The sequence below is a fragment of the Micromonospora polyrhachis genome (genome assembly GCF_014203835.1).
Taxonomy (GTDB): domain Bacteria; phylum Actinomycetota; class Actinomycetes; order Mycobacteriales; family Micromonosporaceae; genus Micromonospora_H; species Micromonospora_H polyrhachis.
This window is the reverse complement of record NZ_JACHJW010000001.1, coordinates 6,921,399-6,938,741: the sequence shown is the minus strand read 5'-3', so window position 1 is coordinate 6,938,741 and position 17,343 is coordinate 6,921,399. Positions and strand designations below refer to the sequence as shown.

The 17,343-nt window shown below is 68.5% G+C and carries 9 protein-coding genes and 1 pseudogene; 8 read left to right on the top strand and 2 right to left on the bottom strand.

What is annotated here, in order from left to right; all coding sequences use genetic code 11:
* The first annotated feature begins 12 nt into the window (after window positions 1-12).
* The 8 genes from FHR38_RS30725 (at window position 13) to FHR38_RS30690 (ending at window position 15,088) form a co-directional block, all read left to right on the top strand.
* The gene (locus tag FHR38_RS30725) at window positions 13-963 is read left to right on the top strand and encodes a TauD/TfdA family dioxygenase (protein WP_312882499.1); all 951 of its coding nucleotides are present in this window, start codon (window positions 13-15) and stop codon (window positions 961-963) included.
* Window positions 963-1,151 carry an MbtH family protein gene (locus FHR38_RS30720; RefSeq protein ID WP_184538744.1) on the top strand — a complete coding sequence of 63 codons (189 nt, stop codon included), beginning with the start codon at window positions 963-965 and terminating at the stop codon, window positions 1,149-1,151. The genes FHR38_RS30725 and FHR38_RS30720 overlap by 1 nt, the downstream gene beginning before the upstream one ends.
* Window positions 1,148-4,321, top strand: coding sequence for a non-ribosomal peptide synthetase (locus FHR38_RS30715; protein WP_184538742.1), 3,174 nt, complete (start codon window positions 1,148-1,150; stop codon window positions 4,319-4,321). Before FHR38_RS30720 ends, FHR38_RS30715 begins: the two co-directional genes overlap by 4 nt.
* Window positions 4,318-9,879, top strand: coding sequence for a non-ribosomal peptide synthetase/MFS transporter (locus FHR38_RS30710; protein WP_184538740.1), 5,562 nt, complete (start codon window positions 4,318-4,320; stop codon window positions 9,877-9,879). The genes FHR38_RS30715 and FHR38_RS30710 overlap by 4 nt, the downstream gene beginning before the upstream one ends.
* A 230-nt stretch (window positions 9,880-10,109) precedes the next feature.
* On the top strand, window positions 10,110-10,463 hold the full coding sequence (locus FHR38_RS30705) for a beta/gamma crystallin domain-containing protein (protein ID WP_184538738.1): 354 nt from the start codon (window positions 10,110-10,112) through the stop codon (window positions 10,461-10,463).
* A 308-nt stretch (window positions 10,464-10,771) separates the two neighbouring features.
* On the top strand, window positions 10,772-11,494 hold the full coding sequence (locus tag FHR38_RS30700) for a tryptophan 2,3-dioxygenase family protein (protein WP_184538736.1): 723 nt from the start codon (window positions 10,772-10,774) through the stop codon (window positions 11,492-11,494).
* Window positions 11,495-11,633: 139 nt separating this feature from the next.
* Window positions 11,634-14,051 (top strand): aminotransferase class V-fold PLP-dependent enzyme, encoded by a 2,418-nt coding sequence (locus tag FHR38_RS33675; protein WP_376771453.1) that lies wholly within the window; start codon window positions 11,634-11,636, stop codon window positions 14,049-14,051.
* Window positions 14,048-15,088 carry a methyltransferase gene (locus FHR38_RS30690; RefSeq protein ID WP_184538734.1) on the top strand — a complete coding sequence of 347 codons (1,041 nt, stop codon included), beginning with the start codon at window positions 14,048-14,050 and terminating at the stop codon, window positions 15,086-15,088. The genes FHR38_RS33675 and FHR38_RS30690 overlap by 4 nt, the downstream gene beginning before the upstream one ends.
* Window positions 15,089-15,143: 55 nt before the next feature.
* Here the strand turns inward: FHR38_RS30690 and FHR38_RS30685 are convergent, their stop codons facing one another.
* On the bottom strand, window positions 15,144-16,280 hold the full coding sequence (locus tag FHR38_RS30685; protein ID WP_184538732.1) for a hypothetical protein: 1,137 nt from the start codon (window positions 16,278-16,280) through the stop codon (window positions 15,144-15,146).
* A gap of 337 nt (window positions 16,281-16,617) precedes the next feature.
* Window positions 16,618-17,214, bottom strand: a pseudogene (locus tag FHR38_RS32685) (dihydrofolate reductase family protein); the annotation flags it as partial.
* Window positions 17,215-17,343 lie beyond the last annotated feature (129 nt).

Here is a 17,343-nt window from a genome sequence, read left to right as displayed (position 1 = left end):
CAAGGAGAACCAGTGAACGAGACAACCTTGCCGCTGACCATCGAGTCGGACGGCACCCCCATAACCGAACTGATCGCCGGTCGTCGCGCGGAGATCCGCGCGGCGCTGGTCGAGCACGGCGGCGTACTGTTCCGTGGTTTCGACGTCGGTGGGGTCGACGGCTTCGACCAGGTGGTCCGGACCCTGTCCGGGGACCCGCTGACCTACACCGAGCGCTCGTCACCCCGCAGCACGATCAAGGGTCAGGTCTACACCTCGACGGACTATCCGCCGGAGGAAGAGATCTTCCTGCACAACGAGAACTCGTACCAGGCGGCCTGGCCGTTGACGTTGTACTTCTACTGCATCACGCCGCCCAGCTCGCTCGGCGCCACCCCGCTGGCCGACGTCCGGCGGGTGTATCGGGAGATCGACCCGGCGGTACGGGAGGAGTTCGCCCGGCGGCGTTGGATGGTGGTGCGCAACTTCCACCCCGACTTCGGTACGCCGTGGCAGCACGTGTTCAACACCGACGACCGGGACGAGATCGCCGCCTACGGTGAGAAGAACGGCATCAAGATCGAATGGTTCGGTAAGGACGGCATGCGGACCACCTCGGTCCGCGACGCCATCCACTTCCGGCCCGGCAGCGACGAGCCGCGCTGGTTCAACCACGCCACCTTCTTCCACGTGAGCACCCTGGCCAAGGACCTCCAGGAGGCGCTGCTGGCCATGTTCGGCGAGGAGGGGCTGCCGACCAACACCTACTACGGCGATGGTGGCACCATCCCGGCCGACGTGATGGACCACCTGCGATCGGTGTACCGGTCCGCCTCGGTGCGGTTCGACTACCACCAGGACGACGTGCTGGTCGTGGACAACATGACCGCCGCGCACGCCCGTGAGCCGTTCACCGGTCCCCGCAAGATCGCGGTCGCGATGGCCGAGCCGTACGCCCCCTCCACCCACCAGCAGGAGCAGTGATGAGCGAGCCCCGTTTTGTCGTCGTCCGTAACGACGAGGAGCAGTACTCGATCTGGTCGGCCGACCGGGAGCTTCCCCCGGGCTGGCACGACGCCGGGTTCACGGGCACCCGGGCCGAGTGCCTGGCGCACGTGGACGAGGTCTGGACCGACATGCGGCCCCGGTCGGTACGGGAGGCCGCCCGATGACGCAGGCACCTCGGGAATGGACCTTCCCGGCTTCCGGCGCGCAGGAGCGGGTCTGGATCGCCAACCAGCTCGACCTCGAATCGCCGGTCTACAACGTACCGGCGTTCTGGAAGTCCCCGGTCGGACTGACCAGCGCGCAGATCACCGAGATGATCAACCAGGTCGTCGCCCGGCACGAGGCACTGCGCACCCACCTGCGTACCGCCGACGGGGCGCTGGTGCAGGTGGTCCAGGCCGCCGAGCCGTTCGAACTGCCGATCACCGATGTCGGTGACCTCACCGGCCAGCAGCGCCTGGACCGGGTGAACGGGATCGGCGCGGAGTTGGCCCGGCAGCCGATCCCGCTGGACCAGGCGCCACTGTGGCGCGGCCGGCTGCTGCGCTACGCCGACACCGAGTGGGTGCTGGCCTTCGTCGTACACCACGCGGTGTTCGACAGCCGGTCACTGATGATCCTCACCGAGGAGCTGAACCTCCTCGCCGAGGCGGCGCTCGCCGGTACGACGGCGCGGTTGCCGGAGCTGAGCATCCAGTACGCGGACTTCTCGGTGTGGCAGCACGACCAGTTCGCCGGGGCGGAGCTGGACAAACAGCTGACGTTCTGGCAGGACCGGCTGGGCGACGCCCCACCGGTGACCGCGCTGCCGCTGGACCGGCCCCGGCCGGCCCAGTTGGGCTTCGCCGGTGACGAGGTGCGCTTCGAACTGCCTGCCGGCCTGCTCGACCGGGTGGCCGAGGTGGGCCGGTCGGCGGCAGCGACGCCGTTCATGGTGCTGCTGACCGCGTACGCCGCGCTGCTGTCCCGGCTGGCCGCCAGCGACGACGTGGTCGTCGGGATCTCCACCGCCGGCCGGGACCGCCCCGAACTCGACACGCTGATCGGGATGTTCGTCAACCCGCTTCCGCTGCGGTGCGACGTCAGCAGCGACCCCACCGGTGACGAACTGCTGCTGCGGGTCCGCGACGGGTTGCTGGAGGCGATGGAGTACGGCCAGACGCCGTTCCAGCGGGTCGTGGAGGCGGTCGCCCCGCAGCGGGACCCGTCGGTGCAGCCGATCTTCCAGGTGGCGTTCAACTACATCCCGGACTCCGGCATCGAACCGGTGGCGCTGGGCACCACGAAGGACGATCTGGCGTTCGACATCACCACCGACACCAGCCGACTGCTCTACCGGACCGACCTGTTCGACCGGAGCACGGCCGAGGCCATCGTGCGTCGTTACCTCCGGCTGCTCGAAGCCCTCGTCGCCGACACCACACTCCGGGTGTCCCAACTCCCACTGCTCGATGCGGTGGAGCAGGAGGTGGTGCTGCGTACCTGGAACGACACCGCACGCGAGACCGTCGAGACCACCCTGGTGGCGGTCATCGAGGAGCAGGTCCGGCGTGACCCGGAGCGGACCGCCCTGGTCTGTGCCGGCGAGACGCTGAGCTACGCACAGCTCAACGCCCGGGCCAACCGGCTCGCCCGGGTGCTCATCGGCCGGGGCGCGGGGCCCGAGTCGCTGGTCGCGCTGGCGGTGCCGCGTTCGGTCGAGTTGGTCGTCGCGATCCTGGCGGTGCTGAAGTCCGGTGCCGCCTACGTTCCGGTCGACACCGCCTACCCGGCCGAGCGGATCGCGTTCCTGCTCGCCGACGCGGCGCCGACGCTGGTGCTGGCCGCCCCGGAGACCGCCCAGCTGGTGCCGGCGGACGCGCTGGTGCTCGGCACTGCGGGCGACGGGACCGCCGTCGACGGGACGGACGTCGACGGTGTCGACGCCGACGTGACCGACGCCGACCTGACCGACGCCGAGCGCATCGCGCCGCTGCACGCGGCCAACCCGGCGTACGTCATCTACACCTCGGGTTCCACCGGCCGCCCCAAGGGGGTCGTGGTCGAGCACCGCTCGGTCGTGGCCTACCTGGTCTGGGCCCGGCAGGCGTACCCGGGTCTGGCCGGTGCCGCGCTGCTGCACTCGCCGGTCTCGTTCGACCTCACCGTCACCGGGCTGCTCGGCCCGCTGACCGCGGGCGGCTCGGTCCGGCTGGCCGCCATCGACGACGCCGCCGCCCGGGTGGGCGGTCGCCCCACGTTCCTGAAGGCCACTCCGGGACACCTGCCGTTGCTGGACGGCGAACTGTCGCCCACCGGTGACCTGGTCCTCGGCGGCGAGGCGTTGGCCAGCGAGGCACTGGCCGCCTGGCGGGCGGCGAACCCGGACACCACGGTGACCAACGAGTACGGCCCCACCGAGGCGACTGTGGGCTGCGTCGCCGCCCGGATCGCACCGGGCGAGCAGTTGCCCGGCGGGCAGGTCAGCATCGGTAGTCCGGTGTGGAACACCGAGGTGTACCTGCTCGACGCGGCCCTGCAACCGGTGCCGCCCGGCGTGCCGGGTGAGCTGTACGTCGCCGGCGACCAGGTCGCCCGGGGCTATCTGCGCCGCCCGGCGTTCACCGCCGAACGGTTCCTGCCCTGCCCGTTCGGGGCCCCGGGGCGGCGGATGTACGCCACCGGGGACGTGGCCCGGTGGCGGACGGACGGGACGATCGACTACCTCGGCCGCTCGGACCACCAGGTCAAGATCCGGGGTATGCGGGTCGAGTTGGGCGAGATCGAGTCGGCGTTGCTGGCCCATCCCGAGGTGACCGAGGCGGTGGTGGTCGTCCGCGCCGACGACCTGGGGGAGTCCACCCTGGTCGGCTATGTGGTGGCCACGGTCGGCGAGGCGGAACTCGCCGCCGACCTGGCCCGTACCCTGCCCGCCCACATGGTCCCGACCGCCTTCATTCCGTTGGACGCGCTGCCGTTGACGCCGAACGGCAAGCTGGACCGGGCCGCGCTGCCCGAGCCGGCGGCGGCAGCCGCGTCGGTGGGCCACGTGGCCCCGCGTACCGACGCGGAGCGGCTGGTCGCCGACATCTTCAGCGACATCCTGCAGGTGGAGCAGGTCGGCGCGGAGGACGACTTCTTCGCCCTCGGCGGTAACTCGCTGCGTGGGATGCGGGCGATGGCCCGGATCCGCGCCGAGGTCGACGTCGACCTGCCCATGCGGTCGCTGTTCACCTATCCCGTGGTCGCCGACCTCGCCGCCCAGATCGAGCAGTCGATCGCCGCCGAGCTCGACGACCTGTCCGAAGCCGAAGTCGCCGCCCTGCTCGCGGCGCAAGAGGGAAGTTCTGCATGACCGACCTGAAGGACGCCGAGCGGACCGCCGCCCGGGAGGCGCTGATAGCGCAACGGCTGCGCAAACGCCGAGCCGCATCAGCCGCCGTCACCATCGCACCGCGGCCGGCGGGCACCGTCCCGCCGCTCTCCTTCGCCCAGGAGCGGGTCTGGTTCATGGACCAGATCGCTCCGGGCGAGGCCGCCTACCACATCGCCGTACCACTGCGGGTCCGTGGCCCGCTCGACGTGGACACGCTGCGGACGGCGCTGGCCGGGCTGACCCAGCGGCACGAGGCGCTGCGGACCCGCTTCCCGGCCGACGAGGACGGCCGACCACTGGTGGTCGTCGCCGACGCCGTCGAGGTGCCGCTGCGGGTCGTCGACGCTGTCGACGAGGCCGCCGCGCAGGCACTGGTCGACGACGCGGTGCTGGAGCCGTTCGACCTGGCCAACGGTCCGCTGCTGCGGGCACTGCTGATCCGGATCACCGACGACGACCACGTGCTGCTGCTGACCAAGCACCACATCGTCGGTGACGGCTGGTCGGTCGACGTGCTGATACGGGACCTGATCGCCCTGTACCAGGACCGCCCGCTGCCGGAGCTGCCGGTCCAGTACGGCGACTTCGCGCACTGGGAGGCGCAGTCGCTCGACGGTGCGCAGTCCCGGGCACACCTCGACTACTGGATCCAGCGGCTATCGGGCATCACCCCGCTGGAGCTGCCGCTCGACCTGCCCCGGCCGGCCACCCAGACCTATCGCGGTGACTTCGTGGAGTTCACCGTGGACGGCGAGGTCACCGAGGGGCTGGCCGAGTTGACCCGGGCTGGGGGCGGCACGCTGTTCATGACGCTGCTGGCCGCCTACCAGGTCCTGCTGGCCCGGCACTCCCGACAGGACGACTTCGCCGTCGGCGCGTCGGTCGCCGGCCGGTCCGCGCCGGAGCTGGAGAACGTCGTCGGCATGTTCATCAACATGCTGCCGATGCGCGCCGAACTCGCCGGCGATCCGGCCTTCACCGAACTGCTGGCCCGCACCCGGCAGGGGGTGCTGGACGGCTTCGAACACGCCGAGGTGCCGTTCGCCAAGGTGGTGCAGGAGCTGAACCTGCCACGCGACGTCAGCCGGTCGCCGGTGTTCCAGTCGATGTTCGTGTTGCAGAACTACGAGATGGGCCGGTTCGCGCAGGCGTCGGAGAGTACGGCGGTCACCTTCGAGTGGACCCCGATGGAGCTGCGGGCCACCCGGTTCGACTTCGAGCTGCACCTGGTCGAGGTCACCGGCGGGCTCTGGGGCAAGCTTGTCTACAACACCGACCTGTTCGAGCGGGCCACCGTGCAGCGGATGGCCGACCGGTTCCGCGCCCTGCTGCGGTCGATCGTCACCAACCCGGCCGCCCGGGTGTCGGAGCTGGACCTGCTGGCACCGCAGGAACGTGGGCTGCTGCTGGACACCCTCAACGACACCAGCAGCGCCTTCCCCGACACGGCCACCCTGCACGGCCTGGTCGAGGAGCAGGCCGCCCGGACCCCGGACGCGGTAGCGGTCACCTTCGAGGGGCGCTCGGTGTCGTACGCCGAGCTGAGCGCGATGGCCAACCGGATCGCCCACCGGCTGCGCGCCGAGGGCGTGGGGCCGGAGACCCTGGTCGGGGTCTGCGCGGAGCGTTCCGTCGAACTGGTCGCCGGGCTGCTCGGGGTGCTCAAGGCCGGTGGCGGCTACCTGCCGCTGGACCCGGAGTACCCGGCCGACCGGCTGGCGTTCATGGTCGCCGACGCGGCGGTACCGGTGGTGTTGGTGCTCGACCGGCTGCGGGACGTGCTGCCTGCCACCGACGCCCGGATCCTGGCGTTGGACGACGAGTCGGAGTGGGCCGACCAGCCCACGCACGACCCGGAGCCGACCGCCACCGCCAGCAACCTGGCGTACGTCATCTACACGTCGGGCTCGACCGGACGCCCGAAGGGGGTGCCGAACACCCACCGGGGCATCGTCAACCGACTCGACTGGATGCAGAAGCGGTACGGGTTGGGCGGCGACGACGCGGTGCTGCAGAAGACACCGGCCAGCTTCGACGTCTCGGTGTGGGAGTTCTTCTGGCCGTTGCAGACCGGGGCGCGGATCGTGCTGGCCAAGCCCGGCGGGCACAAGGACGCCGGCTACCTGCGCGACCTGCTGATCTCCGAGCGGGTCACCACCACGCACTTCGTACCGTCGATGTTGACGGTGTTCCTCGGTGAGGACGGGATCGAGGCGTGCACGAGCCTGCGTCGGGTGATCTGTAGCGGTGAGGAGCTGCCGCTGGCCGCCGCGATCGACTTCACCGGCCGGTTCCCCCACTGCGAGCTGCACAACCTGTACGGGCCGACCGAGGCCGCCGTGGACGTCAGCTCGTGGCACTGTGCCCCGGCGGCGCTGGCCGGGCTGACCAGCGTGCCGATCGGCACACCCATCGACAACCTGCGGCTGTACGTGCTGGACGAGCAGCTCAACCCGGCGCCGGTCGGGGTCAGCGGGGAGCTCTACATCGGTGGGGTGGGCCTGGCCCGGGGCTACCATCGGCGGGCCTCGCTGACCGCCGAGCGGTTCGTTCCCGACCCGTTCGCCACGACCCCGGGTGCCCGGCTCTACCGCACCGGTGACCTGGCCCGCTGGCGGGCGGCGGATCCGGCGGCCGACCCGGCCGGGGCTTCGCCGAACCACGAGTCGAGCATCGGCTCACCGGACGCGGCACCGAGCGCCGTGATCGAGTTCCTGGGCCGGATCGACCACCAGGTCAAGTTGCGCGGCCTGCGGATCGAGCTGGGTGAGATTGAGAGCGCACTGCGTGACCAGGACGGGGTCACCGACGCCGTCGTGATCGTGCGGGAGGACGTACCCGGGGACAAGCGACTGACCGCGTACGTCGTCGGCTCGGCGCAGAGCGCGGACCTCAGGGTCGCGCTCAAGGACTCGCTGCCCGAGTACATGGTGCCGAACGCCTTCGTCACGCTGGATGTCCTGCCGTTGACGCCGAACGGCAAGCTGGACCGTAAGGCGTTGCCCGCTCCGGTGGTGTCCCGCGAGTCCTCCGTCGAACTGGTCGAGCCCCGGGACGAGACCGAGCGGATGCTGGCGCAGATGTGGTCGGAGGTGCTGGCCGTACCCACGCTCGGTATCGACGACGACTTCTTCGACCTGGGCGGCCACTCGATGCTGGCCACCCAGGTGGTCGCGAAGATCCGCAAGGTGAACCAGAACGGTCGTGCGGTCGGTGTGATGGACCTGTTCCAGCACCGGACGATCCGCGACCTGGCGGCCTTCATGACCGGGTCGGCCGAGGACGACGGGCCGCGTCGCCTGCTCTACGAGCTGACCAAGCCGATTCCGGCCGGGAAGCGGACACTGACCTACGTCTGTGTGCCCTACGGCGGCGGTAGCGCCATCGTCTACCAGCCGCTGGCCGACGCGCTGCCGTCCGGCCACTCGTTGTACTCGCTGGCGATCCCCGGGCACGACGTCGGACTCGACGAGGACGGCTTGCCCTTCGACGAGCTGACCAGCCGGGTCGCCGATGAGATCGTGGAGCGGATCGAGGGACCGATCGCGCTCTACGGTCACTGCGGCGTGGGTAGCGCGATCACCGCCGAGGTGGCGCGCAAGGTCGAGGCCGCCGGTCGGGAAATCGACGCCATCTACATCGGGGCGATGTTCCCGTTCGCCCGCCCGAAGGGGCCGTTCTCGGCGATTCGTAACAAGCTGGAGGCGCTCAAGAGTAACCGGCACTACGCCGACTGGCTGAAGTCGATGGGCGTCGACACCGAGGAACTGGACCCGGAGCAGGCTGACCGGATCATCAGCAACATGCGGGCCGACTCCCGGGCTTCGGAGGAGTACTTCACCGGCCTGCTCGACCGGGGAGCCGAGAAGCTGCGCGCACCGATCATCTCGGTGGTCGGCTCCGAGGATCCGGTGACCGACTACTTCACCGAGCGGTACATCGAGTGGCAGTTCCTCAGTGACACCCTCGGGCTGGTCGTGCTGGACCAGGCCGGGCACTTCTTCCTCAAGTACCGTGCGGAAGAACTCGCCGCGATCGTCACCACCGTGCATCCGGCGGTGGTGGCCGGCGACATCTCGGCGATGGGTCCGGAAGCCCGGGGTGAGTTGGCCGCCTGGACGGTCCGGGACCGGTGGCAGGCGGACGCGGTTGCGGCGACCGGCCGGAAGGTCGTCAAGCCGAGCATGGGTCGGTTCGTGGCGGTCACCCTCGGCCAGGTGGTCTCGACCACCGGGTCGGCGCTGACCGCGTTCGCGCTGCCGATCTGGCTCTACCAGACCACCAACTCGGTGACCAACCTCGGTCTGCTGTGGGCGTTGGCACTACTCTGCGGCGTGCTCATGCTGCCGCTGGCGGGAGCCATCACCGACCGGGTGAACCGGCGTCGGATCATGATGATCGCCAGCTGCACCTCCGGCTCGTTGCAGGTGATCCTCGCTGCCCTGCTCTGGTCGGATAATCTCCAGCTCTGGCACATCTACCTGCTGGTGTCACTGAGTCAGGTGGCGTCGTCGTTCCAGCGGATCGCCTTCCAGTCGGCCGTACCGCAGCTGGTGCCCAAGCGCTACCTCGGGCATGCCATGGGCATCACCCAGATGTCCAACGGTTTCGCGATGCTGATGATGCCGGTCATCGCGGCGGGCCTGCTGGCCGCGATCGGCCTCAAGGGCATCCTGCTGATCGACATCGGCAGCTACATCTTCGCCGTGGTGGCGCTGGCCTTCATCCGCTTCCCCGACCTGCTCGGCTGGCGGCCGAAGGAGCGGTTGCTGGTGGCGATCGTCAACGGCCTGCGCTACTCGTGGAACCACCGGGGCTTCCGGTTGATGCTCGGCTACTTCTCGCTGGGCAACATCTTCCTAGCCCCGGCACTGGTGCTGATCACCCCGCTGGTGCTGTCGTTCGCGACCCAGACGCAGGTGGCGCAGGTCGCCCTGGCGGAGGCGCTCGGCGGCATCGCGGGTGGTGTGCTGATGTCGCTCTGGGGTGGTCCCCGGCACCGGCGGATGATCGGGGTGCTGATCGGCAACTTCGGTACCGCCATCGGCTGCTTCCTGATCGGCGTGCACCCGTCGGTCGTCGCCATCGGCATCGGCGTGTTCTGGATGGCCATGGCGATGACCACCGCGCAGGGCATCTACGCCACGATCGTGCAGGTCAAGGTGCCGCAGCGGTACCACGGTCGGGTGTTCGCACTCAACCAGACGATTTCGTGGTCGACGTTGCCGATCGGGTTCGCGCTGGTGGCCCCCGGGGCGAGTGCGTTGTTCGAGCCGATGTTCGCCCCGGGCGGCGCGCTTGCCGACTCGGTCGGCGCACTGATCGGTGTCGGTGAGGGCCGGGGGATCGGCTTCTCGTACCTGGTGTTCGGGGTGCTGCTGATGCTGGTGACGTGCGGCGGCTTCATGATCAAGACGCTGCGCCGGTTCGACACCGAGGTGCCCGACTCCCTGCCCGACGACCTGATCGGCGCGCAGGAGCGGGAACGGCGCCTGGCTGAGGCGAAGGTCGACGGCGAGAAGGTCTCGGTCGGCTGAGTCGGTGACAATCGGGGTGGGTCGGGCCGATGCCCGGCTCACCCCGGTTCTTGTCACCGTTCTCCGCTACCGGGCGGATCGCCGTATGTCCAGTTCTGGCTGCCGAACCGGGAGCCCACCGTTCCGTCACGCGTCAGACCGTGCGCCCGGGAAGCTGTCGACGGGTATAGAGTGCCATAGGCATCGGTCGATCCCGAGGTTGTCGCGGACCAGAAAGGACCTTGCCTGGCATGAGAAAGCGTCTGAAGCAGTTCACCCTTGGAGCGGCGGCCGCCCTCGCCCTGACCTTCGCGCTTCCAGCAAGCCCTGCCTTCGCCATAAACTCGGTCGCCTGCGGAAACCGGACGGACTTCCTCAAGCTTGACATCTCGTTGGGTGGAGGGTTGGGCACCAATAGGTGCTTCGCCAACTCCGGCGCTGTGGCGGTGGACATCGGCGGCGTCTACCAGATCACGTCGGGCAACAACAAGGTGACGGTCAACTACCAGTTCGGTAGCCAGTACTACACGAGCACTCTGGAGAAATGGCAGGGAGTCGGCTTCGGCAGCAACACTGTCAGCGTGTACGAGGTGCGGATCTGGTGATGGTCGGCTGACCTCACCCGCCCCGGGTTCGCCTGCCGTGATGGCGGCGGCACCCGGGGCGTTTGCTTGGGTAGCCCGCCCAGGCTCCCCCTGTCGCCGTCCAACTCCTGTTCGGCACGGCAGTGGTACGTGTTGGCTGCGTCCGACTGTGTCAGTGGTGGTGCATGCTGACCTCCCTGGTCGAGAAAAACAAGCCCCAAGAACGCGTGACATATTGTTGACGATCACTGCATAATGGGCCGCGCAACGATCATGGACCCGTGCTGGGTCGTGTCCGAGAACACCTGCCCCGGCGGAAGGGAAGCCCTGTGAAGCGGGACTACGCGCCTGTGCTGCCCGGCGACGGTGCCACGGACTACGCGCGCTACATGCGTACGGACGAGTTGCTCGATCTGCAACGACGCGGGGAGGAAATGATCCACCGCGACGAACTGCTCTTTCAGGTGGTGCACCAGTCCAGCGAGCTGTGGCTCAAACTGGCGGCGGCCGAGTTGGCCGAGGCGGCCAACCAGGTCGACGCCGGCGAGCCGGGACGCGCCGAGATGCTGCTGGGCAGAGCGACGCTCGGAGTCCGGCTCGTCACCGACCAACTGGACATGCTCGATCATCTGACGCCGGCCGTCTTCCAGGCGCTCCAACCGGCGCTCGGCAACGGCTCCGGCGCGGAGTCGCCGGGGTGGCGCCAGATCCAGACCGCGAGCCGGCGGCTCGGCCCGGCGTTCACCAGGTTCCTCGCCGAGCAGCACCTCGATCTACCGACACTCTATGCGGGGGATCCGGCACACCCCTGCTACCGGTTGGCCGAGGCGATGGTGGAGTGGGACGAGCGGGTCTCGCTGTGGCGGGTACGTCACTACAAGCTCGCCGTCCGGATCGGCGGCCACGGCCGGATCGGCACCAAGGGCAGTCCGGCGAACATGCTCGCCAAGTTGATTGACCACCGGCTCTTTCCGGAGCTGTGGCAGGTGCGTGTCGACCTTGCCGGGGCGGGCGGTGCTGGTGGCGATCAGCACGTCGCGAGCCCCGCCTAGCGTACTGACTGGTTCTGACAGCACAGGGTCGTCACTGTCCGCGATCATCTCATCTGAACGTTGGGATACGTCCGTGCGCGAGTTGACAAGTTGGCTGTCCGATGGGGCTGATCCCGACAGATTTCCTTACCCCGCGGTGGTGGCGGAGCTCCACCGGACCGGTAAGCACTTCGTCGACAAGGAACTACTCGCCCTCCTCGATCAGGTCCGGGCGGAAACCACCGTGCCGGCGGCCGGTGGTACCGCGGTCCCGGTCGCGAAGGGGCATACCCCGATCGGACTGCTCCGCGACTTCCTCGACGTCACGCTCGACAAGTGGGACGGCCGATACGACTACCGCAGCTACCTTGCCCTGAACCTACTGCCAATGACCACGGCACCGGAACCGGACGGAGCCGGGGCCGAGGTGGACCTGACCGAGCCCCGCCGACAGCGGGATCGCCTCTTCCTCCAGCTGATAGCCGACATCCTGGCCTTCGAGTTGGCCGCCCAGACGGGCACCACCGACCTGCTTCCGATGCACCGCCCGGCAGCATCCCTGGTGACGAAGCGATACCGGCTGGGGCTGCGCGCCACATCGCCCGTACTCACCCGCATCGGGCTGTGCATACCGGACACCGCCGCGGATCCGGCCGCAGCGGCTACGGCCCTGCACGCGGTGGCCCTCGCTGACCAGACCGCAGCGGAGCGCACCGCCCTGGGGGTGAGCCTGCTGCCGGTCTACGTGATGCACGACGAATACCTGTTCATCCGGGTCCTTCAGGCTTACGAGTGCACATTCGCATCCCTCGCCGTCGAGTTGCACGCCACGATCAGCGCCCTGTCCGAGGGCCTGGCGCACCTGGCGGCTGAGCGACTGGCCTATGCGCGGGAGCAGCTCGACCTTGCGGCACCCCTCTTCTCCCTGCTGGCCACGATGCAGCCGGACTCGTTCCGCACGTTCCGGGTCTACACCGAGGGAGCCAGCGCCATCCAGTCACGTTCCTACAAGCTGGTCGAGTCGCTGTGTCGCCTCCCGGAGGATTCCCGGTTGGCCTCCGCCGCCTACCGGGCGGCGCCCGAGATCCGGGAGCGGGTGTTGGCCGGACAGCTCTCCGTCGACCAGGCGTACCAGAGTGCGATTCGGGCCGGCCGGTTGACCAAGTCGGAGCAGCACCTGATCGAGCAGCGGATGCGAGAGTTCGCCACAGCGCTCCTCCAGTGGCGCCAGACCCACTACCGGCTGGCGACCCGCATGCTCGGCACCACGCGGCCGGGCACCGGATACACCGAGGGGACGCCTTATCTGGCAGCGATCCGATCCATCCCGGTCTTCACCACTGTCGCCCAGGACTCCCCACCCGCCCGAACCGACTGGAGGCTGAATCAAGTGAGTGAACCTGATCCGGAGCCTGTGGTCGACGGGACACGACAATTGGACGACGACTCCCGGGCCGCGCTACGTGCCCAGTTCCCCCTGCTACAAACCTGCGTCTACCTGAACAGCAATTCCACGGGCGCGGTTCCCCAGGCAGCGCAGAACGTCCTGACCCACTACTGGGAGACGCTGCGGACCTGGCGGGACGACGTGTGGATGGGGTGGCACGACGGCCTCCAGAGATACGCCGACGGGATAGCCACGTTCATCGGCGCTCCGCCGGGAAGCGTGATCACCGACGCGAACCTGAGCACGCTGCTGGCGAGGGTCGCTTCCTGCTTCGACTACCGCGCGCCCCGCAACCGGGTCGTGACGACCAACCTGGAGTTTCCGACGGTACCGTTCATCTGGCAGGCATACGGCCGGTACGGCGCCCAACTCGATATGGTCGACTCCGGTGGTCCGCAGTTCGACGAGGACGCCCTGGAGAAGCGGATCGACGAACGGACCCTACTGGTGTGTGTACCGCACGCCAGTTACTCCTCCGGTGCCACCATCGACCTGTCGCGCCTGGTGACCCGGGCCCACGACGTCGGTGCCCTGGTGGTCGTCGACGCCTTCCAGAGCGTCGGTGTCATGCCACTCGATGTGGCAGCGCTCGGCGTCGACTTCGTTCTCGGTGGCGCGCACAAGTGGCTGTGCGGGGTCGGCACCGCCTTCCTGTACGTCCGTCCGGAGCTACTGCCCGTCCTCGAACCCGCAGCGACCGGCTGGCAGGCCGGCGACCGGGCATTGACCTTCCAGCCGTCGACCGGCTGGGCGGCCGGTGCCCAACGGTTCGCTGGCGGCACGCCGTTCCCACTCACCTCACTGGTCTCCCAGGCCGGGCTGGACCTGCTGACCGGGCTCGGCATTGACGCGATCCGGGCGCACTCCCTGGCGTGTACGGAGCGGATCCTGACCCGCGCCGAGGCAGCCGGCATACCCGTGGTCAGCCCGGTGGAGCCGCACCGGCGCGGTGGTGTCATGTGCCTGGACGTCCCCGACGGCGAGGCGGTCAAACGCCGGCTGGCCGAGCGGAACCTGATCTGTAGTTGGCGGCGGTACCTGCGGGTCGGTCCGCACGTCTACAACACGCTGGACGAGATCGACGAGTTCATGGACGCACTTGAGCAGGAATGGCGAGGGATCCGTCGATGACGACCGTAACCCTGTCCCCCCGAGCACTGATGAGTCTGCTGGCCAACGGGGCCAAGGCCATGGACGTGTTGACGACCGCACTCGACCTCGGGCTGCTCGACACGTTGGAGTCGGGCCCGGCCCGCCTCGGTGACCTCGCCGGACGGTTCGGACTGCAACCAGTGCGGCTCTACAAGTTCCTGGACTGTCTGGAGAGTCTCGGGTGCGTGGTACGCGACGAGCCCGACGACGACATCGAGCAGGCCACGTACGCCGCCGTTCCCGGACTCCGGGCTGCGGTAGTGGCGGTCGTCGGGCCGGACGCGATCGAGCGTGATCGGGACCGGTACCCGTGGCGGCAGTTGCACGGGCGACTGGCGGAGAGCCTGCGGGGCGAGATCGCCATCCCCGACGACGACTTCGGCTGGCCCCCCAAGACCCACGAGCAAACCGCGGCCTTCGAACAGAGCATGTCCGCGGGGCTCGGCCCAGCCATCGAGACGTTTCATCGCCACGCGTACCGGTTGTGGCCGGGACGACGCCGCTTCCTCGACGTCGGCGGAGGGGACGGCACGCTCGCCGCTCAGGTGCTCGGCGACGCTCCGGACCTGCTGGTCGACGTCTTCAATCTGCCGGAGGTGGCGCCGCTGGTCGACCGGACCCGGGACCGGTGTGTTGATCCGCAGCGGCTGGGGTTCGTCGGAGGCGACTTCTTCGCTGAGCCGCTGCCGTCCGGTTACGACGCGCTGGCCTTCGTACGGGTGCTGCACGACTGGCCGAACGACGTCTCCCGCAGACTGGTCGAAAGTGCCTACCAGGCCCTCTCACCAGGTGGCCTGCTGCTGATCTGCGAGGAGTTCCGTACCCCGGACCGGCTGGCGATGCAGTTCTTCTGGAGCTACTTCCTCATCGGTGTCGACAGTTCCTTCAGTCGCCTGCGGGACGCGGAGTTCTATACCGGACTGCTGCAGGAGGTCGGCTTCGAGAAGGTGGAGGTGCTGCCCGGTACCTGGGAGTTGGTCATCGCGGTCAAACCCGAAGAACCGTTCGCGGAGTGACCGGGGGCAGCGCTTCTCGGCCGGATCCCGACCGGACCACCGCCAGTGGGGTCGTTCAGGCTGTTTCCTGACCCTCGACCTCGGTGGAGTGGCAACGTACCTGGGCCTGCCGTGCGGCTTGCCCGAGACGATGGGCGGCGTCATCGGCGAGACCACGCTCCACCGCGGTCCAGGAGATCCACGCATCGGCAACATCAGGAAGAACTCGCGCCACGGCCGGGTCACCGACCTGGTCGGCAGCGAGGGTCGGCAGGCCCAGGACGGCCAGGATCCGGCGCGGACCAAGGTGCAGGGGGTGGCAGCCAGCCTCTTCGACGAAGTGCGCGACGAGCAGGTCGACTGCCTGCCCTGTCGCCGAGGTCGAGGGGAGCGTCGACGCGGCATCGGAAGCGAGGAACGACCGTTTCAGGAGTTCGATTTCCACACCGTCGGGAAAGGGCTCCGGTGGTGCGGCGACATCGCTCAGAGCGCGGGCGCGCGCCAGGGTCAGTGCGCGCATCTTCCGGTACGCTGTCGGCATCGGCTTGGGCCGGTACTCTCGGTCTTCGAGCAATTCGTCCGAGGTAGCCAGTGCGTCTTCGAGTAGCCGCCGGGCGTATGCGGGGTCGAGCGGCGTGGTGACCAGGCCGTCGTTGCCGCTTCCAGCATCGTGAAGAAGGTCGAGCAGCGATTCCACGTGCGTGCCGAGTGTCAGTTCCCGGAACAGGCCGGTGCCGATCGTACGGTCGATCATGGCCAGGATGCCGTGTTCGTCGACCCCGTCGTAGGAGAAGGCGCAGAGCAGGATCGCGGTCTCGTCGAACTGGTCGTGTGCCCACCAGCAGCCGTCCACCCGTACCTGACCGATTCTGGGTGCCCAGGACGGCTCTGGCAGACCCTGTTGGACGAGTCGGTCGGCGTGCGACCGGGCAAGTTCCCGTTGGGTATCGATCGTGCTCATCGCCTGGAAGGCGCGTAGCGCCGCCAGGGCCGTTGGTGTCTGTCGGCGACCCAGCTCGTGGATGATGCTGGCGTCGATCTGCACCGCATCGGACAGCGCCGGTCCAAAGCCTTCCGCGCTCTGGTGGGCAAGGAGTTGCGTCATGCCCTGCTCGACCGACCACGGCGAACTGTTGGCCATGATCGTGAAGTTCCATTCCAGGAAGTTCGCGGCTTCGGAGGTACGACCGTCGTTCCCATCGCTGTCGTTCATTTTCTGATTGTCGCAGTCGAACGGCTCAGTGTCGGTCTGGCTCAGCCTGAACACGTCGATCAGTTGCATCCGGCGACTGGAGGTGACGAGGCATGCCGCTGCTAATCCTCTGGCCAGGATCGACCCTGTGTTCCACCACATCAGCGCATCCCGGCCGGTGGGTGCGTCGACCGGACCAGTCGACGTACACACCGGCCCGGGAGTCGAGCGACGTGTCGGCCTCGCCGTCGCTAACAGGCCATGTTGGTGGGGCGTTCGAAGTTGACGTAGCCGGCTCGGTCGCAGGCGAAGGGCACCTCGCCGAGGGTGGTGCGGGGGGCGGGCACGCGGAGTTCTGTCCGCTGGTCGTGCGGGTGTAGGTGAGAAAGAGCGCGCCGCTGTCCATGACGCGGTGGTCGACGAGTTCCCACGTACGCGGGTCGAACTCGGCTCCGTGTCCGAACAGCGGAATGCCGGTGCCGATGGTCAGGGGCGCCAGCTTCACGATGAGCTGGTCGATCTCCGGGTAGAGGGCCCCGGCCAGGTTGCCGCCGCCGATCACCCAGATGTCCTTGCCGGGCTGCTGCTTCAGCTCCCTAACCTTGGCGATGGGATCGCCGGACACAATCTCCACCGCCGGGTCCGGACTCTCCGACAGGGTACGGGAGAACACCAGGTGGCGCAGGTGCGGATAGGCGTCGGCGACGCCGGCCTTCAGCCCGATCTCGTAGGAGTGACGGCCCTCCAGGACGGTGTCGAAGCGGGTCCCCTCGGCGGTGATGCCGAGCGCCTGCCGGGCCGGCCCCGGCAGGGTCTCCGGGTATTCGGCAACCAGGTGACGCAGGTAGTCCTCTGGAATCGGCCAGAACCCACCGGGCCCGGTGGGGTCGGCGCCATCAGGACCGGCGATGAAGCCATCCAGCGTTGAGGCGATGTAGTACACGAGCTTGCGCAAGAGGTTCCCTCGCTAGAGATATCAGATCTTCGCTAGAGACATGAGATAACGGACAGCGACGGTGGCTGCCGCCTCCCGCCGCCGGATCTTCATCATTACCGCCGGGTCTCACCTGGAACAATAGCTAGT